25 protein-coding genes are annotated in these 21,690 nt (G+C 65.7%); 9 read left to right on the top strand and 16 right to left on the bottom strand.

From position 1 onward, the window contains the following. Nucleotides 1-82: 82 nt before the first annotated feature. From ACTIFF_RS10445 to fchA, 3 genes are all read left to right on the top strand, one after another. Nucleotides 83-1,033, top strand: coding sequence for a D-2-hydroxyacid dehydrogenase (locus ACTIFF_RS10445; protein WP_257081233.1), 951 nt, complete (start codon nt 83-85; stop codon nt 1,031-1,033). Nucleotides 1,034-1,095: 62 nt separating this feature from the next. Beyond that, nucleotides 1,096-1,956, top strand: a complete 861-nt coding sequence (locus ACTIFF_RS10440) for an NADP-dependent methylenetetrahydromethanopterin/methylenetetrahydrofolate dehydrogenase (protein ID WP_069037553.1) — start codon at nt 1,096-1,098, stop codon at nt 1,954-1,956. 3 nt (nt 1,957-1,959) lie between these two features. Next, nucleotides 1,960-2,589: a methenyltetrahydrofolate cyclohydrolase gene (fchA, locus tag ACTIFF_RS10435; RefSeq protein ID WP_439536767.1), complete on the top strand. Its 630-nt coding sequence runs from the start codon at nt 1,960-1,962 to the stop codon at nt 2,587-2,589. Nucleotides 2,590-2,807: 218 nt separating this feature from the next. Here fchA and ACTIFF_RS10430 read toward each other — a convergent pair whose 3' ends face one another. Beyond that, nucleotides 2,808-3,074, bottom strand: a complete 267-nt coding sequence (locus ACTIFF_RS10430; RefSeq protein ID WP_439536766.1) for a hypothetical protein — start codon at nt 3,072-3,074, stop codon at nt 2,808-2,810. Between the two features lie 186 nt (nt 3,075-3,260). Here ACTIFF_RS10430 and ACTIFF_RS10425 point away from each other — a divergent pair, with 186 nt between their 5' ends. From ACTIFF_RS10425 to ACTIFF_RS10410, 4 genes are all read left to right on the top strand, one after another. Further along, nucleotides 3,261-3,812 (top strand): gamma carbonic anhydrase family protein, encoded by a 552-nt coding sequence (locus tag ACTIFF_RS10425; RefSeq protein WP_439536765.1) that lies wholly within the window; start codon nt 3,261-3,263, stop codon nt 3,810-3,812. A gap of 61 nt (nt 3,813-3,873) precedes the next feature. Next, nucleotides 3,874-4,107: a hypothetical protein gene (locus ACTIFF_RS10420; protein ID WP_439536764.1), complete on the top strand. Its 234-nt coding sequence runs from the start codon at nt 3,874-3,876 to the stop codon at nt 4,105-4,107. A 58-nt stretch (nt 4,108-4,165) separates the two neighbouring features. Further along, a complete protein-coding gene (locus tag ACTIFF_RS10415) occupies nt 4,166-4,867 on the top strand; it encodes an SIMPL domain-containing protein (RefSeq protein WP_439536763.1) in 702 nt (233 codons plus the stop codon). After that, nucleotides 4,854-5,426: a C40 family peptidase gene (locus tag ACTIFF_RS10410; RefSeq protein WP_439536762.1), complete on the top strand. Its 573-nt coding sequence runs from the start codon at nt 4,854-4,856 to the stop codon at nt 5,424-5,426. The genes ACTIFF_RS10415 and ACTIFF_RS10410 overlap by 14 nt, the downstream gene beginning before the upstream one ends. Nucleotides 5,427-5,432: 6 nt before the next feature. Here ACTIFF_RS10410 and ftsB read toward each other — a convergent pair whose 3' ends face one another. The 15 genes from ftsB to ACTIFF_RS10335 form a co-directional block, all read right to left on the bottom strand. After that, nucleotides 5,433-5,717: a cell division protein FtsB gene (gene ftsB / locus ACTIFF_RS10405; protein WP_439536761.1), complete on the bottom strand. Its 285-nt coding sequence runs from the start codon at nt 5,715-5,717 to the stop codon at nt 5,433-5,435. A 2-nt stretch (nt 5,718-5,719) separates the two neighbouring features. Then, the gene (eno, locus tag ACTIFF_RS10400) at nt 5,720-7,006 is read right to left on the bottom strand and encodes a phosphopyruvate hydratase (protein ID WP_257081225.1); all 1,287 of its coding nucleotides are present in this window, start codon (nt 7,004-7,006) and stop codon (nt 5,720-5,722) included. Nucleotides 7,007-7,057: 51 nt separating this feature from the next. Then, nucleotides 7,058-7,900: a 3-deoxy-8-phosphooctulonate synthase gene (kdsA, locus tag ACTIFF_RS10395; protein WP_257081224.1), complete on the bottom strand. Its 843-nt coding sequence runs from the start codon at nt 7,898-7,900 to the stop codon at nt 7,058-7,060. After that, nucleotides 7,897-9,576 carry a CTP synthase gene (locus ACTIFF_RS10390; protein ID WP_439536760.1) on the bottom strand — a complete coding sequence of 560 codons (1,680 nt, stop codon included), beginning with the start codon at nt 9,574-9,576 and terminating at the stop codon, nt 7,897-7,899. Before ACTIFF_RS10390 ends, kdsA begins: the two co-directional genes overlap by 4 nt. 126 nt (nt 9,577-9,702) lie before the next feature. Next, entirely contained in the window at nt 9,703-9,897 is a 195-nt protein-coding gene (gene iscX, locus ACTIFF_RS10385) for a Fe-S cluster assembly protein IscX (RefSeq protein WP_439536759.1), read from the bottom strand. A gap of 5 nt (nt 9,898-9,902) precedes the next feature. Next, nucleotides 9,903-10,244, bottom strand: coding sequence for an ISC system 2Fe-2S type ferredoxin (fdx, locus tag ACTIFF_RS10380; protein WP_257096597.1), 342 nt, complete (start codon nt 10,242-10,244; stop codon nt 9,903-9,905). Between the two features lie 18 nt (nt 10,245-10,262). Further along, on the bottom strand, nt 10,263-12,125 hold the full coding sequence (gene hscA, locus ACTIFF_RS10375; protein ID WP_439536758.1) for a Fe-S protein assembly chaperone HscA: 1,863 nt from the start codon (nt 12,123-12,125) through the stop codon (nt 10,263-10,265). After that, entirely contained in the window at nt 12,125-12,691 is a 567-nt protein-coding gene (hscB, locus tag ACTIFF_RS10370; protein ID WP_439536757.1) for a Fe-S protein assembly co-chaperone HscB, read from the bottom strand. Before hscB ends, hscA begins: the two co-directional genes overlap by 1 nt. Nucleotides 12,692-12,720: 29 nt before the next feature. Continuing rightward, nucleotides 12,721-13,044, bottom strand: coding sequence for an iron-sulfur cluster assembly protein IscA (gene iscA / locus ACTIFF_RS10365; protein ID WP_257081217.1), 324 nt, complete (start codon nt 13,042-13,044; stop codon nt 12,721-12,723). A gap of 10 nt (nt 13,045-13,054) precedes the next feature. Beyond that, complete coding sequence (gene iscU, locus ACTIFF_RS10360) at nt 13,055-13,462, bottom strand: Fe-S cluster assembly scaffold IscU (RefSeq protein WP_306477838.1); 408 nt, start codon at nt 13,460-13,462, stop codon at nt 13,055-13,057. Between the two features lie 33 nt (nt 13,463-13,495). After that, nucleotides 13,496-14,707 carry an IscS subfamily cysteine desulfurase gene (locus tag ACTIFF_RS10355; RefSeq protein WP_305614457.1) on the bottom strand — a complete coding sequence of 404 codons (1,212 nt, stop codon included), beginning with the start codon at nt 14,705-14,707 and terminating at the stop codon, nt 13,496-13,498. A 25-nt stretch (nt 14,708-14,732) separates the two neighbouring features. Then, nucleotides 14,733-15,872, bottom strand: coding sequence for a cysteine desulfurase family protein (locus ACTIFF_RS10350; protein WP_439536756.1), 1,140 nt, complete (start codon nt 15,870-15,872; stop codon nt 14,733-14,735). 2 nt (nt 15,873-15,874) lie between these two features. Then, a complete protein-coding gene (iscR, locus tag ACTIFF_RS10345; RefSeq protein ID WP_069037569.1) occupies nt 15,875-16,357 on the bottom strand; it encodes a Fe-S cluster assembly transcriptional regulator IscR in 483 nt (160 codons plus the stop codon). A gap of 113 nt (nt 16,358-16,470) precedes the next feature. Next, the gene (cysE, locus tag ACTIFF_RS10340; protein WP_439536755.1) at nt 16,471-17,244 is read right to left on the bottom strand and encodes a serine O-acetyltransferase; all 774 of its coding nucleotides are present in this window, start codon (nt 17,242-17,244) and stop codon (nt 16,471-16,473) included. Between the two features lie 157 nt (nt 17,245-17,401). Beyond that, complete coding sequence (locus tag ACTIFF_RS10335) at nt 17,402-18,178, bottom strand: RNA methyltransferase (RefSeq protein ID WP_439536754.1); 777 nt, start codon at nt 18,176-18,178, stop codon at nt 17,402-17,404. Between the two features lie 119 nt (nt 18,179-18,297). On the opposite strand from ACTIFF_RS10335, the gene ACTIFF_RS10330 reads away from it, so the two are divergent. Next, a complete protein-coding gene (locus ACTIFF_RS10330) occupies nt 18,298-19,095 on the top strand; it encodes an inositol monophosphatase family protein (protein WP_439536753.1) in 798 nt (265 codons plus the stop codon). A gap of 25 nt (nt 19,096-19,120) precedes the next feature. Next, nucleotides 19,121-21,673 carry a DNA mismatch repair protein MutS gene (gene mutS, locus ACTIFF_RS10325; protein ID WP_439536752.1) on the top strand — a complete coding sequence of 851 codons (2,553 nt, stop codon included), beginning with the start codon at nt 19,121-19,123 and terminating at the stop codon, nt 21,671-21,673. Nucleotides 21,674-21,690: the final 17 nt, after the last annotated feature.

The following is a 21,690-nucleotide window of genomic DNA, read 5'->3' as shown; positions in this document are numbered from 1 at the left end:
GGCCCGGCGTCCGTTTTACCCCTCTTGAACGGCCGGGTTCGCCCGGCCTTTTTTGCATTTACAAACACTGCGAGGAAAAAGCATGTCGCAACACGTCGTGTTTCTGGATCGTTCGACGCTGAAAGCCACCGTGCGTCGGCCGTCGTTCGAGCACACCTGGGAAGAATACGAGACCACCTCCCCCGCCCAGGTGGTCGAGCGCCTCAAGAATGCGACCGTGGCCATCACCAACAAGGTTGCGTTGCGCGGCGACGTGCTGGCCCAGCTGCCGAACCTGAAGATGATCGGCGTCGCCGCCACCGGCTATGACGTCATCGACGTACCGGCCTGCCGCGAGCGTGGCATCACGGTGTCGAACATCCGCAACTACGCGGTGCATACCGTGCCGGAACACGCGTTCGCGCTGATCCTCGCACTGCGCCGCAGCATCCTGGCCTATCGGCAGGACGTGGAGCGCGGCCGCTGGCAGGAAGTGGATCAGTTCTGCTTCTTCGATCACCCGATCCATGACCTGTTCGACAGCACCATCGGCATTTTCGGCGAAGGCGCGCTCGGCCAGGGCACGGCGAAGATCGCGCGCGGCTTCGGCATGAAGGTGCTGTTCGCCGACCATGAAGGTCCGAAGGCGCCGGGGGTGGAATTCACGCCGGTCGAACAGGTATTGGCCGAGTCCGACATCATTTCGCTGCACTGCCCGCTGACCGCGGACAGCCGCAACATGTTCAGCATGGCGCAGTTCAGGAAGATGAAGCGCAGCGCCATCCTGATCAACACGGCCCGTGGCGGCCTGGTGCATGAGGAAGATCTGGTGACCGCGCTGAAGGAAGGCGTCATCGGCGGTGCCGGTTTCGACGTGCTGACCAAGGAGCCACCGAAGGAAGGCAACCCGCTGCTTGACTTGCGCCTGCCCAACTTCATCCTGACGCCGCACGTCGCGTGGGCGTCCGACGGCGCCATGCAGTTCCTGGCCGACCAGTTGATCGACAATGTGGACGCCTACGTCAAGGGCAGCCCGGTCAACACCGTGACCTGAAAACCGTTCGCCGCGCCCCCCCGCCGGCGGCGCGGCGTTCATCGAGACAGCGAGAGACGACAATGAAAAAACTGCTTTATCAATTCGATACCGATGAACATCCGTCGGTGTTCGACAACGTCGTGTGCAACGACGGCGGCGCCGACCACGTGATCGGCTACGGTGGCGTGCATCCGCACAACGTGGGGGCCATGGTCGATGGCGCCATCTTCACGCGCGCGCCGAAGGACAAGAAGAACACCGCGATCTTCATCGGCGGCAGCAACATGGCCGAAGGCGAAGCCCTGTTCAAGGCGGTGAAGAAGAAGTTCTTCAGCAATTTCCGCGTGTCGGTCATGCTCGACAGCAACGGTTCGAACACCACCGCGGCCGCCTGCGTCGCGTGGCTGGGTCACCGCGGTCCGCTCAAGGGCAAGAAGGTCGTCATCCTCGGCGGTACCGGCCCGGTCGGCACGCGCGCTGCGGTGATGCTGGCCAGCGAAGGGGCGACGGTCACGCTGGTGTCGCGCAAGCTGGCCACCGCGGAAGACGCGGCGAAGCAGCTGAAGGCCACCTTCAACCTCGACGTCGGCGTGGCCGAAGCGGCCGACAACGATGCGCGCGGCCGTGCGATCGAAGGCGCGAACATCGTCATCGCGACCGGCGCCGGCGGCATCCAGCTGCTGGAAGAGCGTCACTGGAAGGACAACCCGACGCTGGAAATGATGGCTGACGCCAACGCCACACCGCCGCTGGGCATCGAAGGCATCGACATGATGGACAAGGGCGCGGTGAAGCACGGCAAGATCGTGTTCGGCGCCATCGGTTTCGGTGCGTTGAAGATCGCGCTGCAGCGCGCCTGCGTGGCCAAGCTGTTCGAAAGCAACGACATCACGCTGGATGCGCCGGAAATCTACGCGATGGCCAAGACGATGGTGGGCTGAGCGATGACCATGATCAAGGACAAGCCGGTCACCACCTTTCTCGACGAACTGGCCAGCAGCGCGCCCACGCCCGGCGGCGGCAGTGCCGCGGCCATCATGGGCGGCATGGGTGCAGCGCTGGTCAGCATGGTGTGCAACCTGACCATCGGCAAGAAGGCGTACGCCGAAGTCGAGGGCGACATGAAGGACCTGCTGGCGCAAGCCGAAGGCCTGCGCGCCACGCTGACCGATTTCATCCGCGCCGACGTCGAAGCCTTTGACGGCCTGATGGCCGCCTACGGTCTGCCCAAGGACACGGAGGAGCAGAAGGCTGCACGCTCGGCCGCGATCCAGGACGGCCTGAAGATGGCCACCGACGCACCGCTGGCCTGCGCCCGCGCCTGCGCCGACGTGATCGCCCTGAGCCTGATCGCGGCGGAAAAGGGCAACAAGAACGTCGTGTCCGATGCCGGTGTCGCCGCGCTGGCTGCCCAGGCCGCGCTGCGTTCGGCCGCGCTGAACGTCGACATCAACGTGCCGAGCATCAAGGACGCCGATTTCGCCGCCTCGCGCCGCGCCGAAACCGACGCCCTGCTCGCCAAGTGGGTGGCGGAAGCCGACCGCGTGGTCGAGGTGGTGAAGAGCAAGCTCTGACGCTTCAGTTTGCTCATAAAAGGGCGCCCGCGGGCGCCCTTTTTTTCGCGCGCGGGCAACAGTCGTCGGCGCTCGATCACGATCAGATGTTGGGCATCGCTGCGCTCACCCCAACCTACGCCGGTGATCCGGCTGCCAAACCACAAGCTCCATTTTTTGCCGAGCAGCCGCAGGTTGGGTGAGCGAAGCGATGCCAACGACAACACCCGGCCCCCGCCTCACTGCTGCGCCTGCACCTGAACCTGGGCCCGCGCAAGCCATTCACGCATCGTTGCAAGCAGTTCGCTGCGGCTGAACGAGCAGCTGTCCTGCGAAAACAACCGGGCGGATTCGAGCCGCATCAGCAGGCCGTCGAGCACTTCGCGCCACTTTGCCGGCAGGTTCGCGTCCTCGACACCGTGGAGGCGCCAGGTGGCGATCAGGGCATCCATGTCGATGCGCCCGGCTTCGAAATCGTCCAGCGACCTGCCCAGTATTTCGTTCATCTGCATTCTCCGGCACGGCGGTAAAACTACCCCTGCTTGCAAGACCCTGTGCGCTTGCGCTTACAATCGCGCCCTGTTTGCATTGCAACAAGAGTGTAATGCGCAAACAGCGTTCGGACCGCCACGGCGTATCCGCTCGTCCAGGGTGTCCTGATTCACCGCCTGCACAGGCAAACGGAAGCAAGCATGAGCATCTACAGCATCGACGACCAGCAGCCCGACATCCATCCTTCCGCGTGGATCGCATCAAGCGCGACCGTGATCGGCGAGGTGGTGCTGAAGGCGGACAGCAGCGTCTGGTACGGCGCCGTCATCCGGGCCGACAACGACCGCATCGTCGTCGGCGAACGCAGCAATGTGCAGGACGGTGCGGTGCTCCACATCGACGAGGGCGTGCCGCTGACCATCGGCGACGACGTCACGGTCGGACATCAGGCCATGCTGCACGGCTGCACCATCGGTGACGGGTCGCTGATCGGCATCAAGGCGGTGGTGATGAATCGCGCCGTCGTCGGACGCAACTGCCTGATCGGCGCCAATGCGCTGATTCCCGAGGGCCGCGTCATTCCCGACCGCTCGCTGGTGGTCGGCTCGCCGGGTCGCATCGTGCGCGAACTGAGCGACGAAGAAGTCGCGGCACTGATGTCCGGCTCGGCGCAGTACGTCGAGAAGGCGCGCCACTACCGGACCGGGTTGAAGGTCGTGCCGCGCGACCAGGGTCGCGCCGACACGGAATGACACTTCAGTTCTGCCGACCGGCGTCGATATTCCCCTGAGAACGTCACTCGCGGAGATCGACATGGCCGAACGCACCACCTTCTATTTCACCGGCGCGCACGCCCTGCCCGCCATCATGGTCGCCTTCAACAGCGAAGCGGCCGGACTGGCCGTGCTGGCCTACCTCGCACTGATCGGCGCCGCACTGCTGTCGGCCATGGGCGACGAACGTCACCAACCCGGTAACGGCGAAAATCTCGGCGAGCCGATCCGCATCGACACCGAAGAAGACCGGCCGGTACGTCGCAAGCGCTGACAGACGCCTGCAGCGCGCTGGTTATACTCCCGCATTGATCACATTGCGGGAGTCCCCCATGAAACATCCGTTCTGGCTGCTGCTTGCCGCCACGCTCTCGGTCGCCCAGGCCGCCGACCACACCGCCGTCGAACGCGCCGGCATCGTGGTTGACCTGAATGCCGAAGCGTCCCGCCTCGCCCCGAATGACCTCGCCCGCGCCCAGGCCTACATCGAAATGGGTGACGCCACGCCGAGCGCGCTGGCGAAGAAGGTCAATGCGGTGATGCAGTCGGCCATCGTCACCACCAAGCCCTACCCGAGTGTGAAGGTGCGCAGCGGCAACACCTCGACCTATCCGGTCTATGGCAAGAACGGCCGCAGCATCGAAAGCTGGCGCATGCGGTCGGAGCTACTGCTCGAATCGAAGGACCAGGCCGCGATTTCAGAGCTGCTGGGCAAGCTGCAGACCCAGCTTGCGGTCGGCCAGCTGACGCTGGAACCGAGCGAAGAAGCGTCGCGGCAGGCCGAGAACGACGCGATCGCCGACGGCATCGCCGCCTTCAATGCACGTGCAAAGATCGTCGCCGAATCGCTCGGCAAGTCCTGGCGCATCCTGCACATGAACGTGAATCACACCGGCGGGATGCCGACACCGCGCCCGATGATGATGCGCAGCAAGGCGGTCATGGCCGAAGCGATGGCCGACATGCCGGTCGAAGCGGGCGAATCGCGCGTCGCGGTATCGATCAGCGGACAGATCGAGATTGAGCGCCGGTAGTCGCAGGCGCACCGCCCTTGTTCCGGCCCTCTCGCTGGCGCTGTGGCTCTCCGCCTGCAGCAGCCTGCCGGAACAGGCCGCGTTGCCGCCAGCCGAAGCACCGGCTGGCGCACCGACGGAACAACCCGTCGCACCGCCTCGCCCGTCGGGCCGGATCCAGCTCGCCGATGACACGCACGCGCAGGATGCGGTGATCTACGCGCTCGGCCTGATCGGCAATCATTACCGGTTCGGCGGTCGCAACCCGGACAGCGGACTGGACTGCAGCGGCATGGTGAGCTGGATCTACGAACAGGTGGCCGGCGTGCGGCTCCCGCACAATGCCGCGCAGATCGCGAAAGTCGCGCGTCCGATCGAGCGCAGCGCGCTGGCGCCCGGCGATCTGGTGTTCTTCAATACGAACGGCACGCCGCATTCGCACATGGGCATCTACGCCGGCGAAGGGCGCTTCATCCATGCGCCGAGCACGCGCGGCAAATACGTACGGACGGACAGGCTGGACCGCGGCTGGTTCGCCGCGCGCATCAGCGGCCTGCGCACACTCCGGCGCGAAGGGTGATGACGGTCAGGGCTTGTCGTTCGGAATCTGCACGAACACCTCGCCCGGCTTGATCAGCCCGAGTTCGGCGCGCGCCCGCTCCTCGACTGCGTCGAAGCCGGTTTTCAGATCCTTCACATCAGCGTCCAGCGCGGCATTGCGCGCTTCCAGCCGGGTATTGAGATCGCGCTGGGCGTCCAGCGCGCGGCCGGCGTCCCAGGCCTGCAGCCATCCGCCCTTGCCGAGCCAGAGCGGATACTGCAGCCCCGCAATCAGCGCCACCAGCAGCAAGGCAGGCCAATGGCGCGTCATGGTTACTTGCGCAGGTTGTAGAACGCGGAAGCGCCGGGGTACCACGCCGTGTCACCGAGATCTTCCTCGATGCGCAGCAGCTGGTTGTACTTGGCGATGCGGTCCGAGCGGCTCAGCGAACCGGTCTTGATCTGCATCGCGTTCAGCCCGACCGCGATGTCGGCGATCGTGCTGTCTTCGGTTTCGCCGGAACGGTGCGAAATGACCGCGGTGTAGCTGGCGCGCTTGGCCATTTCGACCGCCGCGAAGGTTTCGGTCAGCGTGCCGATCTGGTTGATCTTGATCAGGATGGAATTGGCGATGCCGCGCGAAATGCCTTCCTTCAGGATCTTGGTGTTGGTGACGAACAGGTCGTCGCCGACGATCTGCACGCGGCTGCCCAGACGTTCGGTCAGCAACTTCCAGCCGTCCCAGTCGTTTTCCGCCATGCCGTCTTCGATGCTGACGATGGGGTACTTGTCGGCCAGCGTCGCCAGGTAATCGACCAGCTGGGCCGATTCCATCGTCAGGCCGGCGCCTTCGAGATGGTACTTGCCGTTCTTGTAGAACTCGGACGCCGCGCAGTCGAGCGCCAGCACGATGTCGGTGCCCGGCTCGTAGCCGGCCGCGCTGACCGCGTCGAGAATCATGTTCAGCGCCTCTTCGGCACTGCCGACGTTGGGCGCGAAGCCGCCCTCGTCACCGACCGTGGTCGGAAAACCCTTCTTGTCGGTCAGCTTCTTCAGCGCATGGAAGATTTCCGCGCCGGCGCGCAGCGCCTCGCGGAAGCTCGACGCGCCGACCGGCATGATCATGCATTCCTGGAAATCGAGGCTGTTGTTGGCGTGCGCGCCACCGTTGATGACATTCATCATCGGCACCGGCATCGCCATGCCGCCCGAGCCGCCGAAGTAGCGGTACAGCGGGAGTCCGGCCTCTTCGGCGGCCGCCTTGGCCACCGCCATCGACACCGCCAGCATGGCGTTCGCGCCGAGGCGGCCCTTGTTTTCGGTGCCGTCGAGTTCGATCAGCGTGCGGTCGATGAAGGCCTGCTCTTCCGCGTCGAGGCCGATGATGGCTTCGGAGATTTCGGTATTGACGTTTTCGACTGCAGCCAGCACGCCCTTGCCGAGGTAGCGGTCCTTGTCGCCGTCGCGCAGCTCGATCGCCTCGCGCGAACCGGTCGATGCACCGGACGGCACGGCGGCGCGACCCATGATGCCGGACTCCAGCAGCACGTCCGCTTCAACGGTGGGATTGCCGCGCGAATCGAGAATTTCGCGCGCGACGACATCGACAATTGCACTCATGGTCGCTGGGTTCCTGGGTAAGAAGACAAATTATGAATAATCGGCGCGCACTCAGGCGAATGCGGACTCGAGAAAGCCGTGGCGCTTCGTGACCGCGTCGAGGTCGCGCAGCTGCTCGAGCAGCGCGGCCATCATCGGCAGCGGCCAGGCGTTCGGCCCGTCGGACATGGCCTTGGCTGGATCAGGATGGCTTTCCATGAACAGCCCGGCGATGCCCACCGCCACGGCGGCGCGCGCCAGCACCGGCACGAATTCGCGCTGACCGCCGGACGACGCACCCTGCCCGCCCGGCAGCTGCACCGAATGGGTGGCGTCGAACACGACCGGGCATGCGGTTTCGCGCATGATGGCCAGCGAACGCATGTCGGACACCAGATTGTTGTAGCCGAACGACGCACCGCGCTCGCACACCATGATGGTGTCTGCGCCGCCGTTGGCTTCCTTCGCCTTGGCCACGACGTGCTTCATGTCACCCGGCGCGAGGAACTGGCCCTTCTTGATGTTCACCGGCTTGCCGGTGGCGGCGCAGGCGTGGATGAAGTCGGTCTGGCGGCACAGGAAGGCCGGCGTCTGCAGCACGTCGACGTACTGCGCGACGATGGGCGCCTCTTCCGCGGTATGCACGTCGGTCAGCACCGGCACCCCCAGCTCGCGCTTCACGTCCGCCAGGATTTCCAGCCCCTTCTGCATGCCCGGACCGCGGAAGCTGGTGCCCGAACTGCGGTTGGCCTTGTCGAACGACGACTTGTAGATGAAGGGGATGCCCAGACGTGCGGTGATTTCCTTCAGCTGGCCGGCGGTGTCGAACGCCATGTCGCGCGATTCGATGACGCACGGCCCGGCGATCAGGAAAAACGGCTTGTCGAGGCCGACATCGAATCCGCACAGTTTCATGAGGTCACCTTGTGCGACGAGCGTTTGACCATGCCGCGCGCGTCCTGACGGGCGAGCGCGGCACGGGCGAAAGCGGTGAACAGCGGATGTCCGGCACGCGGCGTGGACGTGAATTCGGGGTGGAACTGACAGGCGACGAACCACGGATGGTCAGGCAGCTCGATCATTTCGCACAGCGGATCAACCGTATCGAGGGAACGGCCGGATACGCGCAGGCCGACCTTTTCCAGCTGCGCCAGATACTGGTTGTTCACTTCGTAGCGGTGGCGGTGACGCTCGACGATCTGCGCCTTGCCGTAGATTTCGCGCGCCAGGCTGTCTTCGCCCAGCTGGCAGTTCTGGCCACCCAGTCGCATCGTGCCGCCGATGTCGGACGACTCGTCGCGCCGCTCGAGCTTGCCTTCGGCACTCATCCACTCGGTGATCAGGCCGATCACCGGATGCGGCGTGTCGCGCTCGAATTCGGTGCTGTGCGCGCCGGTCAGACCGGCCACATTGCGGGCGTATTCGACCACCGCGAGCTGCATGCCCAGACAGATGCCCAGATAGGGCACACCGTTTTCGCGCGCGTAGCGGATGGCGCCAATCTTGCCCTCGACGCCGCGCCGGCCGAAGCCGCCGGGCACCAGGATGGCGTCCATCGGGTCGAGCAGTGCGCGCCCGCCGTCGGTCGAACGCTCAACGGCTTCAGAATCGATGTAGTGGATGTTGATGCGCGAGCGCGTCTGGATGCCCGCGTGAATCAGCGCCTCGGACAGCGACTTGTAGGACTCGGTCAGGTCGACGTACTTGCCGACGAACGCGATGTCGACATCGCGCTCGGGGTTTTCCAGCGCGTCGATCATGCGCTTCCAGGTGCTCAGGTCGGCTGCGCGGGCCAGGATGTTCAGCTTGTGGCAGACGATCTCGTCCAGCATCTGGTCATGCAGCATGGCCGGAATCTTGTAGATGCTGTCGGCGTCCACCACCGAAATGACCGCCTCGGGCAGCACATTGGTGAACAGCGCGATCTTGCGGCGCTCGTCGTCCGGCACCACGCGGTCGGAGCGGCACAGCAGCACGTCGGGCTGGATGCCGATCTCGCGCAACTCCTTCACCGAGTGCTGCGTCGGCTTGGTTTTCAGTTCGCCCGCGGTGGCGATGTAGGGCACCAGCGTCAGGTGGATGAAGCAGGTGTTGGCGCGGCCTTCTTCGATCCCCATCTGGCGGATGGCTTCGAGAAAGGGCAGCGATTCGATGTCGCCGACCGTGCCGCCGACCTCGACGATGGCGACATCGGCCCCTTCGGCGCCGCGCTTGATGTACAGCTTGATCTCGTCGGTGATGTGCGGGATGACCTGCACGGTCTTGCCCAGATACTCGCCCCGGCGCTCCTTCTTGATCACCGCCTCGTAGATCTGGCCGGTGGTGAAGTTGTTGCGCTTGCCCATGCGGGCGTGCGTGAAGCGTTCGTAGTGACCCAGATCGAGGTCGGTTTCGGCACCGTCTTCGGTGACGAACACCTCGCCGTGCTGAAACGGGCTCATCGTGCCCGGATCGACGTTGATGTAGGGGTCAAGCTTCAGATGGGTGACACGGATGGAACGCGATTCGAGAATCGCGCCCAGTGACGCGGCTGCGATGCCCTTGCCTAGCGAGGACACCACACCGCCGGTGACGAACACGTACTTTGTCATTTATTGCACTGCAGCGGGAAATTCCTAGTTTACCGGAAAAGTCCCGGAGCTTGAAGCCGACCGGCAGGCAAATACGACCCTGGCCGACCTCACGGACGGCCGCGACGACGATCAGTCCGCGTCGATTCAGTCCGCCTCGTCGATCCAGGCCAGCTGGATGGCTTCGAGGATCTTTTCGCCGCAGCGCTTCGGGTCGTCATCGAAGCCCGGCAGATCGAGCACCCACTGCATCAGGTCGGTGAAGCGGACCTTGCCCGGATCGACGTCGGGGTGTGCTTCGGTCAGCGCAATCGCGATGTCCAGTGTATCGGTCCATTTCATGATGCTCACCTCTTTCCTTCACTGACCATATTGATCGTGTAACGGGGGATATCGATCACCAGCGCCTCGCCGGCCACCCCTGCCTGACAGGACAGGCGCGAATTCGGCTCCAGCCCCCAGGCCTTGTCCAGCAGGTCCTCTTCCAGGTCTTCGGCCGGCACGAGACTGCGGAAACCTTCGCGAACGACCACGTGACAGGTCGTGCAGGCGCACGACTTCTCGCACGCATGTTCGATTTCGATGCCGTTGGCCAGCAGCGCGTCGCAGATGGTGGTGCCGGGCTCGGCATCGAACACCGCACCGTCCGGGCACAGCTCGACATGGGGCAATACGACGATCTGGGTCATTGCAGGGTGTTCCGTCGATCAGAGTGATTCGATGCTGCGCCCGGCCAGCGCACGCTGGATGCCGCGATTCATGCGGCGGGCTGCGAACTCGTCGGTGGCGCGACCGAGCACGTCGACGGCGGCGCGCAGCGCCGCTGTATCGTCGCCTTCGACGACCTCGGCCAGCGCGCGGACGGCCGCATCGACCGCGGCGCGCTCGGCGCCATCGAGCAGATCGCCGTCGGCAGCCAGCGCAGTCTGCGTGGCGTCGATCAGGCGGGTGGCGTCCACCTTCTGTTCGGCCAGCGCACGCGCCGCGATGTCGTCCTGCACGTGGTCGAAGCCATCGCGCAGCATGCGGGCGACTTCGTCATCACCCAGCCCGTAACTCGGCTTGACCTCGATGCGCGCCTCGATGCCGGTGCCCAGTTCGCGCGCGGACACGGCCAGCAGGCCGTCGGCGTCCACCTGGAACGACACGCGGATGCGTGCCGCACCCGCCACCATCGGCGGAATGCCGCGCAATTCGAAGCGGGCGAGCGAGCGGCAGTCGGTGACGCGTTCGCGTTCGCCCTGCAGCACATGGATGGCCATCGCCGTCTGGCCGTCGCGGTAGGTGGTGAATTCCTGCGCGCGCGCGGTCGGTATCGTCGAATTGCGCGGAATGATCTTCTCGACCAGGCCGCCCATCGTTTCCAGACCGAGCGACAGCGGAATGACGTCGAGCAGCAGCCAGTCTTCACCGGCCGCGCGGTTGCCGGCCAGCACATTGGCCTGGATCGCGGCGCCGATGGCGACCACCTTGTCCGGATCGAGATTGGTCAGCGGCACCTGGCCGAAGAACTCACCGACAGCGCGCTGCACCTGCGGCATGCGCGTCGCGCCGCCCACCATGACCACGCCCTTGACGTCCTCGACCGACAAGCCGGCGTCGCGCAGCGCCTTGCGCGTCGGCACCAGGGTCTTGTCGACCAGCGTCTTCGTCATGGCGGCAAACACCTCGCGCGTCAGGCGCACGTCGATTTCGTCACCCGACGACAGCTTGAGCCCGACATGCACGTCGTCGGCAGCGCTGAGCGCCTCCTTCGCGCGCCGGGCTTCCATGTACAGCGTGCGCATGTCTTCCAGGCTGGGCGGACCGATGCGCGACGCCTCGATGAGCCAGCAATAGACGCGATGGTCGAAATCATCGCCGCCCAGTGCGGCGTCGCCGCTGGTGGCCAGTACCTCGAACACGCCGCGCGACAGCTTCAGGACGGAAATATCGAAAGTGCCACCGCCCAGGTCGTACACCGCGTAGATGCCTTCGGACGCATTGTCCAGGCCATAGGCGATCGCGGCGGCAGTCGGTTCGTTCAGCAGGCGCAGCACGTCGAGACCGGCCAGCCGCGCGGCATCCTTCGTGGCCTGACGCTGCGCATCGTCGAAATACGCCGGTACGGTGATGACGGCGCCGGTTAAGGGCCCGCCGAGGCTGGCTTCGGCCCGCTCACGCAGCGCGCGCAGGATGTCGGCCGACACCTCGACCGGGCTTTTCACGCCCTGTGCGGTGCGCAGCCGCACCATGCCGGGCGCGTCCTCGAATACATAGGGCATCGATTCGACATGCGCCACGTCGGCGATGCCACGTCCCATGAAGCGCTTGACCGACGCGATGGTATTGCGCGGATCAAGCGCCTGCGCGGCGCGGGCGGCGTGGCCGATGACGGTCGAGCCGTCCGCGAGATAGCGCACCACCGACGGCAACAGCGCGCGGCCGTGCTCGTCGTTCAGCACGACCGGCACGCCATTGCGTACGCTCGCCACCAGTGAATTGGTCGTTCCGAGATCGATGCCTGCGGCCAGCCTGTGCTGGTGCGGCGCGGTGGATTCGCCGGGTTCGGCGATCTGCAGCAAGGCCATCAGTTGTCCAGTGTTTCGTGTGCTTCGGCGACATCCTCGTCCAGACGGGCGATGAACATCATGCGGCGCACCGTCGCGGCTGCGCCGGCGGTGTCGTGTTCTGCATCCAGCTGCCGCACCAGGATTTCTTCCGCTTCGCGCCGGGCGTGCCGCAGCATGCGTGCCAGTGCGTCGAGCGCACCGGCGTCGCGCGCATCGCGCGCCTCGTCGAGTGCTTCGCGCCATTCCATCTGCTGCATCAGGAAATCGGACGGCATCGCGGTGTTGTTTTCCGCTGCCACGTCGACGCCATCGAGCTCGAGCAGGTAGCGTGCGCGGCTCAGCGGCGTGCGCAGCAGCCGGTAGGCTTCGTTGATGCGCGTCGACCACTGCATCGACAGCCGCCGCTCGGCTTCCGGACGGCTGGCGTGGCGGTCGGGGTGCACCGACGACTGCAGCTCGTGGTAACGCGATTCGAGCGAGCGATCGTCGATGACGAAGCGACGCGGCAACGCGAACAGTTCGAAGTGGTCGCGACTGAACAGTTCGACGTCCGGCAGGCCGGAGGCGGTGGCGTCAGGAGTCATCGTTCAGTGATGTCGGTGGCGATCGCCACTCAGACATTGAAGCTTTCGCCGCAACCGCACTCGTCCTTGACGTTCGGGTTGTTGAACTTGAAGCCTTCGTTCAGGCCTTCGCGCACGAAGTCGAGTTCGGTGCCTTCGAGATAGGCCAGGCTTTTCGGGTCGATCAGCACCTTCACGCCGTGGCTTTCGAAAATCAGGTCTTCCGGCGTCGTGTCGTCGGCAAATTCGAGCTTGTACGCCATGCCGGAACAGCCGCTGGTGCGTACGCCCAGGCGCAGGCCGACGCCGCGGCCGCGCTTGGCGATGTAGTTGCTCACGTGTGTGGCTGCTTTTTCGGTCAGTGTCACGCCCATATCGCTCTCCTTACGCGGCTTCGGCCGGCGCGGCTGCGCCGCCGTGCTTCTTGCGGTAGTCGTCGATCGCCGCCTTGATGGCGTCTTCCGCGAGGATGGAGCAGTGGATCTTGACCGGCGGCAGAGCCAGTTCTTCGGCGATTGCGGTGTTCTTGATGGTCATCGCCTCGTCGAGCGTCTTGCCCTTGACCCATTCGGTCACCAGCGAGCTCGACGCGATGGCCGAGCCGCAGCCGTAGGTCTTGAATTTCGCATCTTCGATGATGCCGTCCGCACCCACCTTGATCTGCAGCTTCATCACGTCGCCGCAGGCCGGCGCACCGACCATGCCGGTGCCGACATCGTCGTCGTCCTTGCCGAATGCGCCGACATTGCGCGGGTTTTCGTAGTGATCCAGCAGTTTTTCGCTATAGGCCATAACAGTTCTCCTTCAGTCGCCGTGCACGCGCAATCAGTGGTGGGCCCACTGGACGCTATTCAAATCAACACCTTCCTGCACCATTTCCCACAGCGGCGACAGCTCGCGCAGCTTGCCGATCTTGCGGTGCAGCAGGTCTATCGTGAAATCGATTTCCTCTTCGGTCGTGAAGCGGCCGATCGAGAAGCGGATCGAGCTGTGTGCCAGTTCGTCTTCGCGGCCCAGCGCGCGCAGCACGTAGGACGGTTCAAGACTGGCCGAGGTACAGGCCGAACCGGACGACACCGCGACATCCTTGATCGCCATGATCAATGATTCGCCTTCGACGTAGGCGAAGCTGATGTTCAGGTTGTGCGGCACGCGCGCTTCGAGGTCGCCGTTGACGAAAGTCGCCTCGATGTCCGACAGGCCCTTCAGCAGGCGGTCGCGAAGCATGCGCACGCGCTCGTTCTCGGCCCCCATCTCTTCGCGCGCGATGCGGAAGGCTTCGCCCATGCCGACGATCTGGTGCGTCGCCAGCGTACCCGAGCGCATGCCGCGCTCGTGCCCGCCGCCGTGCATCTGCGCCTCGAGGCGGATGCGCGGCTTGCGGCGCACGTACAGCGCGCCGATGCCTTTCGGCCCGTAGGTCTTGTGTGCGCAGAACGACATCAGGTCGACCTTCAGCTTGTCGAGATCGATGACCACCTTGCCGGTCGCCTGCGCGGCATCGACGTGGAAGATGATGCCCTTGTCGCGGCAGATTTCGCCCAGTTCGGCGATCGGCTGGATGACGCCGATCTCGTTGTTCACGAACATGATGGACACCAGCACGGTGTCCGGACGCAGCGCCGCCTTGAACGCATCCATGTCGATCAGGCCATTGGGCAGCGGATCGAGATAGGTCGCCTCGAAGCCTTCGCGCTCCAGTTCGCGGAAGGTATCCAGCACCGCCTTGTGTTCGGTGCGCAGCGTGATGATGTGCTTGCCCTTGCCGGAATAGAAATGCGCCGCACCCTTGATGGCAAGGTTGTTCGATTCCGTGGCACCCGAGGTCCAGACGATTTCCTTCGGATCCGCATTCACCAGACGGGCAACCTGATCGCGCGCCTCTTCCACGGCCGCTTCGGTTTCCCAGCCATAGGCGTGGCTGCGCGACGCCGGATTGCCGAAGTGCTCGGTCAGGTAGGGAATCATCTTGGCCGCGACGCGCGGGTCGACCGGGGTGGTCGCCGAGTAGTCGAGATAGATCGGGAATTTCAGCATACGGGTTGCTCCTTCGAGTTCTTCATTACGCTTCAGCCATCGCCCGCAGACCGCGGAGTTGATCCGCGACCTGCGCGAGCGCGCTGCAAAAATCATCGACATCCTGCATCTTCGTCATCGCGCCGGTGCTCACGCGCACCGCTCCGCGCGCCCGTTCGGGCGTCACGCCCATTGCGGTCAGCGTCCGCGACGGCTCCGGCGAGGCACTCGAGCAGGCCGAACCACTGGCCACTGCGAAACCTGCGCGGTCGAGCTTGCCGACCAGCGTTTCGCCATCGATGTGATCGAGTGCGAAGTAGCAAGTGTTCGGCAGGCGCGGCGCCTGCGCGCCGAATACGGTGCCGCCGAGCGCCAGCACGCAGCGTTCGATGCGTTCACGCTGCGCTTCGAGCTGTTCGCGGCGCGCCGCCGACTGCGACATGGCCAGCGCGCAGGCAACGCCGAAACCGACGATGGCCGCGATGTTTTCGGTGCCCGAACGCAGCCCATGTTCGTGCCCGCCGCCTGCAATCAGCGGCTCGACATCGACCCGCTTGTCCAGAATCAGTGCGCCCGCACCCTGCGGACCACCGATCTTGTGCGCCGACAGCGTCATCGCCGATACACCCAACGCACGGAAATCGACGGCGATCTTGCCCAGCGCCTGCACCGCGTCGGTGTGCAGCCAGCCTCCGGCGCGGCGTACCTGCAACGCCAGCGTCGAAACGTCCTGCAGCACGCCGGTTTCGTTATTGGCGAGCATGACCGACACCAGGGACGCCTGCCCATCGAAGCCGTCGACCTGCACCCTGCCCTGCGCGTCGACCGGCAGTTCCTTCAGCGCCCAGCCGCGGCGCACCAGCTGGCGTGCCGGCTCGCGCACGCAGGGGTGCTCGATCGCCGAAATCGCGATCACACCGGGCTTGAGTCGCGCGGCGGCACCCTTGACGAACAGATTGTTTGCTTCCGAGCCGCCGCTGGTAAACACCACTTCGGTCGGATGCGCATTCACTGCGGCAGCCACCTGTGCCCGTGCCTCGTCGATCGCCCGGCGCGCCGCGCGCCCGTACTCGTGCCGGCTCGACGCATTGCCGAAGCGTGCGCCCAGCCAGGGCAGCATCGCTTCGCGCACCGCATCGGCGAGCGGCGTACTGGCGTTGTGATCGAGATAGACCGGCGCGAACATGATCAGAGCTGCACCCGCACCAGTTCGGACACACCCGGTCGCGCCGCATGGTCGTGCACGACCACACGATGGGTCGTCTTGTCGCGCTGCTGCACCATCAGTTCGTGCAGATTCACCGAATCAAGGTAGTCATACATGCGCCGACTCAGGCTCGACCACAGGTCGTGCGTCATGCAGCGATGTTCATCCAGACAGTTTTCCTTGCCGCCGCACTGTGTGGCGTCCAGCGGTTCATCGACCGCGGTGATGATCTGGGCGACCGAAATCTTGCGCGCGTCGCGCGCCAGGCAGTAACCGCCGCCCGGCCCGCGCACGCTGGCCACCAGTTCCTGGCGACGCAGCTTGCCGAACAGCTGTTCGAGATAGGACAGGCTGATGCGCTGGCGCTCGGCCACGCCGGCCAGCGTCACCGGACCGTTGTCCTGGCGCAATGCAAGATCCAGCATCGCGGTGACGGCGAAGCGGCCTTTGGTAGTCAGTCTCATGAAGCGATCTCCTCGATGGAGTGGCTCGGGGAATCCACGATTGGGTCCACGCTTGAGCACACAGTCCAATTCCCGATCAATTCAGTCGACTTTATAATTCCCGACAAGTTCAGTCAACAATTAGGCCGGATCTTGTCCAGATCCACCCGCGAGTGATCGGCCATTTCCTCGCGTGCCTCGTCGTCGAGCCTGACGCCTGCCCGTTCCAGCTTTTCCATCAGGCAGGCGATGCGCCGGTCGTTTTCCAGCGCATGATCCACCAGCGCGGTGAGCGCCTTGGCCATCGGGTCTTCCATGTCGCGGGTGACGCCATAGGCGGTGAAACCGGCCTGTTCGGCCCGCCGCTTCTTCTCGTCGTCGGCGCCCGGCTCGCTGGCGTCGATGATGCGCGCCGGATTGCCGACCGCCGTGGCGCCGGCCGGAACGGGCTTCACGACGACTGCGCAGGAACCGATCTTGGCGCCGTCACCCACGTCGAACCCCCCCAGCACCTGGGCACCGGCGCCGATCACGACGCCGCGACCCAGCGTGGGATGGCGCTTGGCGCCACGGTACAGCGAGGTGCCGCCCAGCGTCACCCCCTGATAGATCGTGCAGTCGTCGCCGATGACCGCGGTTTCGCCGACCACCACGCCCATGCCGTGATCGATGAACACGCGCCGTCCGATCGACGCACCCGGGTGGATTTCGATGCCGGTCAGCACCCGGCCGATGTGCGAAATGAAGCGCCCCAGCCAGTGCAGGCCCGCGCCCCAGCAGGCGTGCGCCATGCGGTGCAGGATCAGGGCGTGGATGCCCGGGTAGCAGGTGAGGACTTCGAACGACGAACGTGCGGCGGGGTCGCGTGCGAGCACGCTGGCAATGTCTTCGCGCAGGTGTTGGAACATCCTTTTTCCCTATGAGACGCCGGTGGCGTTCGCGGCCCGTTGAAACCCGACGATTTTAGTCGGTTTATGTGCACCTGCGTCAGGGTCTGTTCATCGTCCATCGCGGCCGCGCGCGGAAGCGCCGGCGCGCATGCAACCGCGCGGACGGCTGCCGAGCTTACCTGTTCGATCCCGGGCGCTTCTTCGGAATGCCGCCGATCGCCTTCAGCGCACCCATCAGCAGGTGAAGTTCTTCCGCTTCGACCCGGGTGCGGCCGAACAGGCGGCGCAGGCGCGGCAGGGCGCGGCCCGGATTGACCCGGTCGAGAAAGCCCGCGTCGAGCATCAGCTGTTCAAGCAGCGCGTACAGGCTTTCCAGCCCCTCGTGGCTGGCCAGTGCCGGCGCTTCACTGACGAAAGTCGGTGTGGCGGCGACGGCCACGCGCAGTTCGTGACACATGATCTGGGCGGCTGCCGCCACATTCAGCGAGCGATAGGTATCGCTGGTCGAAATGGTGACCGGCAGCGAGCACATCGCCACTTCTTCATTGGTGAGCCCCGAACTTTCGGTGCCGAACACCAGCGCCACCTCGGCGTCGCCGGCGGCCAGCAAGGTCGCCAGTTCGGTCGCCGCCGACCTGACATCGCGCACCGGCAGCGCCATTTCACGCCGGCGAGCGGTGAGCGCTGCCTGCGCCACGGTGCCGGCCAGCGCGGCTTCGATCGTATCGACCACCACCGCGCTGTCCAGCACATCGGTCGCGCCGGAACTCATCGCGACCGCTTCGTCGTGCGGAAAGTGCTTCGGATTGACCAGATAGAGGCGCGACAGCCCCATCACCTTCATCGCCCGTGCGCAGGCGCCGATATTGCCCGGATGGGTGGTGTGCGACATGACCACACGCACCCGGTCCAGGGCGGCGTGACGATCGGAAGGGGGAGAAAGGGCGTCCATCGAATGTGCGGTCCGAGGTCAATTCAGGTGCGGGCCTCGAATTAAATCGCAACAGCCCCTAAAATGCTCGGCTTTCCCGCCGACTTGCGGACCGCACGGTCCGCGCACAGACACTTCCCATGCATCCGACGCTCACCACCGCCGTCAAGGCCGCCCGCCGCGCAGGCCAGATCATCACCCGCGCCAGCCAGGATGTAGACCTGCTGAAAGTCAGCAGCAAGCGCCAGAACGACTTCGTCACCGAAGTCGACCGCGCAGCCGAGGACGCCATCATCGGCATCCTGCGCGAAGCCTACCCGGACCACGCCATCCTGGCCGAAGAGAGCGGCGCATCGGGTGAATCCGAATACCGCTGGATCATCGATCCGCTCGACGGCACGACCAACTTCATCCACGGCATGCCGCAGTACGCGGTGTCGATCGCGCTCGAACACCGCGGCCTGATGCAGTCGGCCGTCGTATTCGATCCGGTGCGCAACGAGCTGTTCACCGCCAGCCGCGGCCGCGGCGCCTTCCTGAACGACCGCCGCATCCGCGTATCGCGTCGCGCCAAGCTGGGCGAAGCACTCATCGGCACCGGCTTTCCGTACCGTGTGTGGGACCACGTCGATGCCTATCTGGGCATGTTCAAGGACCTGATGGAGAAGACGTCCGGCCTGCGCCGCCCGGGCGCTGCCGCGCTCGACCTCGCCTATGTGGCCTGCGGCCGTTTCGACGGCTTCTTCGAAATCGGCCTTTCGCCGTGGGACATCGCCGCCGGCGCCCTGCTGGTCACCGAAGCCGGCGGTCTGGTCGGCAATCTGACCGGTGAAACCGGCTATCTGGACAGCGGCAATCTGGTCGCCTCCACGCCGCGCATCTTCCCGGCCCTGCTGGCCGCAATCGAACCGCACCTGACCGACGCGCTGCGCGCGTGATCCGCGCCGGACAACGTTGACCAGGATGGCGAACACCGACCTGTCTGCGCACACGCCGATGATGGCCCAATACCTGGGCTTCAAGCGGCAGCACCCCGATCTGCTGGTGTTCTACCGGATGGGGGATTTCTACGAGCTGTTCTTAGAGGACGCGATCCGCGCCGCGCGGCTGCTCGACATCACGCAGACGCACCGCGGCCAGTCGGCCGGCCAGCCGATCCCGATGGCGGGCGTGCCCTTCCACGCAGTCGAGCAGTATCTGGCGCGGCTGGTGAAGCTGGGCGAGTCGGTGGTCATCGTCGAACAGATCGGCGACCCCGCGACGTCCAAGGGGCCGGTCGAGCGCGCGATTGCGCGCATCGTCACGCCGGGCACGCTGACCGACGCCAGCCTGCTCGACGAGCGCGCCGATGCGCTGCTGATGGCGCTGCATGTCGAGCGCGCCCGGGCCGGTGTCGCCTGGCTGAATCTGGCCAGCGGCGAACTGAAACTGACCGAAGTCGCCGCCAATGTGCTGCCTTCGCTGCTCGACCGGCTGCGCCCGGCCGAACTGCTGGTGGCCGACAGCGGCACAGCACCGGACGGCAGCTGGGCCGTCACGTCGCGCAGCGCCTGGCAGTTCGACGCGGGCGAAGCCACGCGCCTGCTGTGCGAACACTTCGGCAGTCGCGATCTCGCCGCCTTCGACGTGGCCGACGTGCCGATCGCGCTGGCCGCCTGCGGCGCGCTGTTCAGCTACGCCCAGGCGACTCAGCAGCGCGCGCTGTCGCATGTGACGACGCTCGCCGTCGAACACGATTCCGCCTGGCTGCGCATGGACGCCGCCACCCGGCGCAATCTCGAACTGACCGAAACGCTGCGCGGCGAAGCGTCGCCGACGCTGCTGTCGCTGCTCGACACCTGCGCCACGTCGATGGGATCACGCTGGCTGCGCCGCTGCCTGCACCACCCGCTGCGCGAACGCGCGCAGGCCGAGGCCAGGCATCAGGCGGTCGAGGCCCTGCGTACCGACACCACCGCCGATTCGTTGCACGACGCGCTGCGCGGGCTGGCCGACATCGAGCGCATCGGCGCCCGCATCGCGCTGCGCACCGCGCGGCCGCGCGATCTGTCGAGCCTGCGCGACAGTCTGGCGCGGCTGGGCGACATCGCTGCCGCCGTGCCGCCGGACGGTGGACTGCTCGATGACGCGCGGGCCACGCTGATGCAGCAACTGGACGCGAGCGCCCTGCTCGCCCGCGCCATCGCGGACGAGCCCGCCGCAATGCTGCGCGACGGCCGCGTGATGCGCGCCGGTTTCGACGCCGAACTGGACGAACTGCGCGGCCTGCAGGACAACTGCGGCGAATTCCTGCTCGCACTGGAAGCGCGCGAGCGCAGCCGCACCGGCATCGCCAACCTGAAGGTCGAATACAACCGCGTGCACGGCTTCTATATAGAGGTGACGAACGCCCACGTCGAACGCATTCCGGACGACTATCGCCGCCGGCAGACGCTGAAGAACGCCGAGCGCTACATCACGCCGGAACTTAAAACCTTCGAGGACCGCGCACTGTCGGCCGCCGAACGCGCCACCTCACGCGAAAAGCACCTGTACGAAAAACTGCTGGATGCGCTCGCCCCGGATCTGCCGGCACTCGGCGACATCGCCCGTGCGCTGGCGCAGCTCGACGGTCTGCTCGCCTTCGCGCGCGCCGCGCAGCGCCACGACTATTGCCGGCCGCAGTTCGTTGACGAACCCGAAATCACGATCGTGCGCGGGCGCCATCCGGTGGTCGAACAGCAGGTCGACAGCTTCATCGCCAACGACACCGCCCTGCATGACGCGCGGCGCATGCTGCTGATCACCGGCCCGAACATGGGCGGCAAGTCGACCTATATGCGACAGGTCGCACTGATCGCGCTGATGGCGCACTGCGGCTGCCCGGTGCCGGCGCAGTCGGCGCGGCTCGGCCCGCTGGATGCCATCCACACGCGCATCGGCGCGTCCGACGATCTGGCTTCCGGCCGCTCGACCTTCATGGTCGAAATGACCGAAGCCGCCGGCATCCTGCACGGCGCGACCGAGCGCAGCCTGGTGCTGATGGACGAAATCGGTCGCGGCACTTCGACCTTCGACGGTGTGGCGCTGGCCCAGTCCATCGCCCGCCATCTGCTGACGCGCAACCGCAGCTGGACGCTGTTCGCCACCCACTACTTCGAACTGACGCAGCTGGCGCAGAGCCATCCGACCTGCGCCAACATGCACCTGGACGCGGTCGAGCATGGCAGGCGCATCGTGTTCCTGCACGCCATCGAAGAGGGCCCGGCATCGCAGTCCTACGGCATCGAGGTGGCGGCGCTCGCCGGCGTGCCCGGCACGGTGATCCGCGACGCGCGGCGCGCGCTGCAGCAGCTCGAAGCCAGCCGCATCAGCGCCGGTCCGCAGGCCGACCTGTTCGCGCCCGCCGCCCCACCGCCGGAACCGCCGGTGCACGCCGCGGTCGATGCGCTGGCCGCGCTCGACCCCGACAGCCTGAGCCCGCGCGAAGCCCTCGATGCGCTGTATGCGCTGAAGAAGCTGGTGCAGGAAAATTGAGCTCGGCGCCGCTCCCA

The organism is Methyloversatilis sp. (assembly GCF_051861465.1).
GTDB lineage: Bacteria > Pseudomonadota > Gammaproteobacteria > Burkholderiales > Rhodocyclaceae > Methyloversatilis.
Note: the sequence above shows the minus strand (reverse complement) of the source record. Positions and strands in the feature narration are given on the sequence as shown.

What these genes read in the sequence shown, in the direction of transcription:
- ACTIFF_RS10445 (WP_257081233.1), top strand. Translation starts at nt 83, where the DNA reads ATGTCGCAACACGTCGTGTTTCTGGATCGTTCGACGCTGAAAGCCACC.
- hscA (WP_439536758.1), bottom strand. Translation starts at nt 12,125, where the DNA reads ATGGCCTTGCTGCAGATCGCCGAACCCGGCGAATCCACCGCGCCGCAC.
- kdsA (WP_257081224.1), bottom strand. Translation starts at nt 7,900, where the DNA reads ATGAAACTGTGCGGATTCGATGTCGGCCTCGACAAGCCGTTTTTCCTG.
- ACTIFF_RS10335 (WP_439536754.1), bottom strand. Translation starts at nt 18,178, where the DNA reads ATGGACGCCCTTTCTCCCCCTTCCGATCGTCACGCCGCCCTGGACCGG.
- fchA (WP_439536767.1), top strand. Translation starts at nt 1,960, where the DNA reads ATGACCATGATCAAGGACAAGCCGGTCACCACCTTTCTCGACGAACTG.
- fdx (WP_257096597.1), bottom strand. Translation starts at nt 10,244, where the DNA reads ATGACCCAGATCGTCGTATTGCCCCATGTCGAGCTGTGCCCGGACGGT.
- iscU (WP_306477838.1), bottom strand. Translation starts at nt 13,462, where the DNA reads ATGGCCTATAGCGAAAAACTGCTGGATCACTACGAAAACCCGCGCAAT.
- ACTIFF_RS10390 (WP_439536760.1), bottom strand. Translation starts at nt 9,576, where the DNA reads ATGACAAAGTACGTGTTCGTCACCGGCGGTGTGGTGTCCTCGCTAGGC.
- ACTIFF_RS10430 (WP_439536766.1), bottom strand. Translation starts at nt 3,074, where the DNA reads ATGAACGAAATACTGGGCAGGTCGCTGGACGATTTCGAAGCCGGGCGC.
- iscA (WP_257081217.1), bottom strand. Translation starts at nt 13,044, where the DNA reads ATGGGCGTGACACTGACCGAAAAAGCAGCCACACACGTGAGCAACTAC.
- ACTIFF_RS10415 (WP_439536763.1), top strand. Translation starts at nt 4,166, where the DNA reads ATGAAACATCCGTTCTGGCTGCTGCTTGCCGCCACGCTCTCGGTCGCC.
- ACTIFF_RS10420 (WP_439536764.1), top strand. Translation starts at nt 3,874, where the DNA reads ATGGCCGAACGCACCACCTTCTATTTCACCGGCGCGCACGCCCTGCCC.
- ACTIFF_RS10355 (WP_305614457.1), bottom strand. Translation starts at nt 14,707, where the DNA reads ATGCTGAAATTCCCGATCTATCTCGACTACTCGGCGACCACCCCGGTC.
- iscR (WP_069037569.1), bottom strand. Translation starts at nt 16,357, where the DNA reads ATGAGACTGACTACCAAAGGCCGCTTCGCCGTCACCGCGATGCTGGAT.
- iscX (WP_439536759.1), bottom strand. Translation starts at nt 9,897, where the DNA reads ATGAAATGGACCGATACACTGGACATCGCGATTGCGCTGACCGAAGCA.
- ACTIFF_RS10440 (WP_069037553.1), top strand. Translation starts at nt 1,096, where the DNA reads ATGAAAAAACTGCTTTATCAATTCGATACCGATGAACATCCGTCGGTG.
- ftsB (WP_439536761.1), bottom strand. Translation starts at nt 5,717, where the DNA reads ATGACGCGCCATTGGCCTGCCTTGCTGCTGGTGGCGCTGATTGCGGGG.
- mutS (WP_439536752.1), top strand. Translation starts at nt 19,121, where the DNA reads ATGGCGAACACCGACCTGTCTGCGCACACGCCGATGATGGCCCAATAC.
- ACTIFF_RS10350 (WP_439536756.1), bottom strand. Translation starts at nt 15,872, where the DNA reads ATGTTCGCGCCGGTCTATCTCGATCACAACGCCAGTACGCCGCTCGCC.
- ACTIFF_RS10330 (WP_439536753.1), top strand. Translation starts at nt 18,298, where the DNA reads ATGCATCCGACGCTCACCACCGCCGTCAAGGCCGCCCGCCGCGCAGGC.
- hscB (WP_439536757.1), bottom strand. Translation starts at nt 12,691, where the DNA reads ATGACTCCTGACGCCACCGCCTCCGGCCTGCCGGACGTCGAACTGTTC.
- cysE (WP_439536755.1), bottom strand. Translation starts at nt 17,244, where the DNA reads ATGTTCCAACACCTGCGCGAAGACATTGCCAGCGTGCTCGCACGCGAC.
- eno (WP_257081225.1), bottom strand. Translation starts at nt 7,006, where the DNA reads ATGAGTGCAATTGTCGATGTCGTCGCGCGCGAAATTCTCGATTCGCGC.
- ACTIFF_RS10425 (WP_439536765.1), top strand. Translation starts at nt 3,261, where the DNA reads ATGAGCATCTACAGCATCGACGACCAGCAGCCCGACATCCATCCTTCC.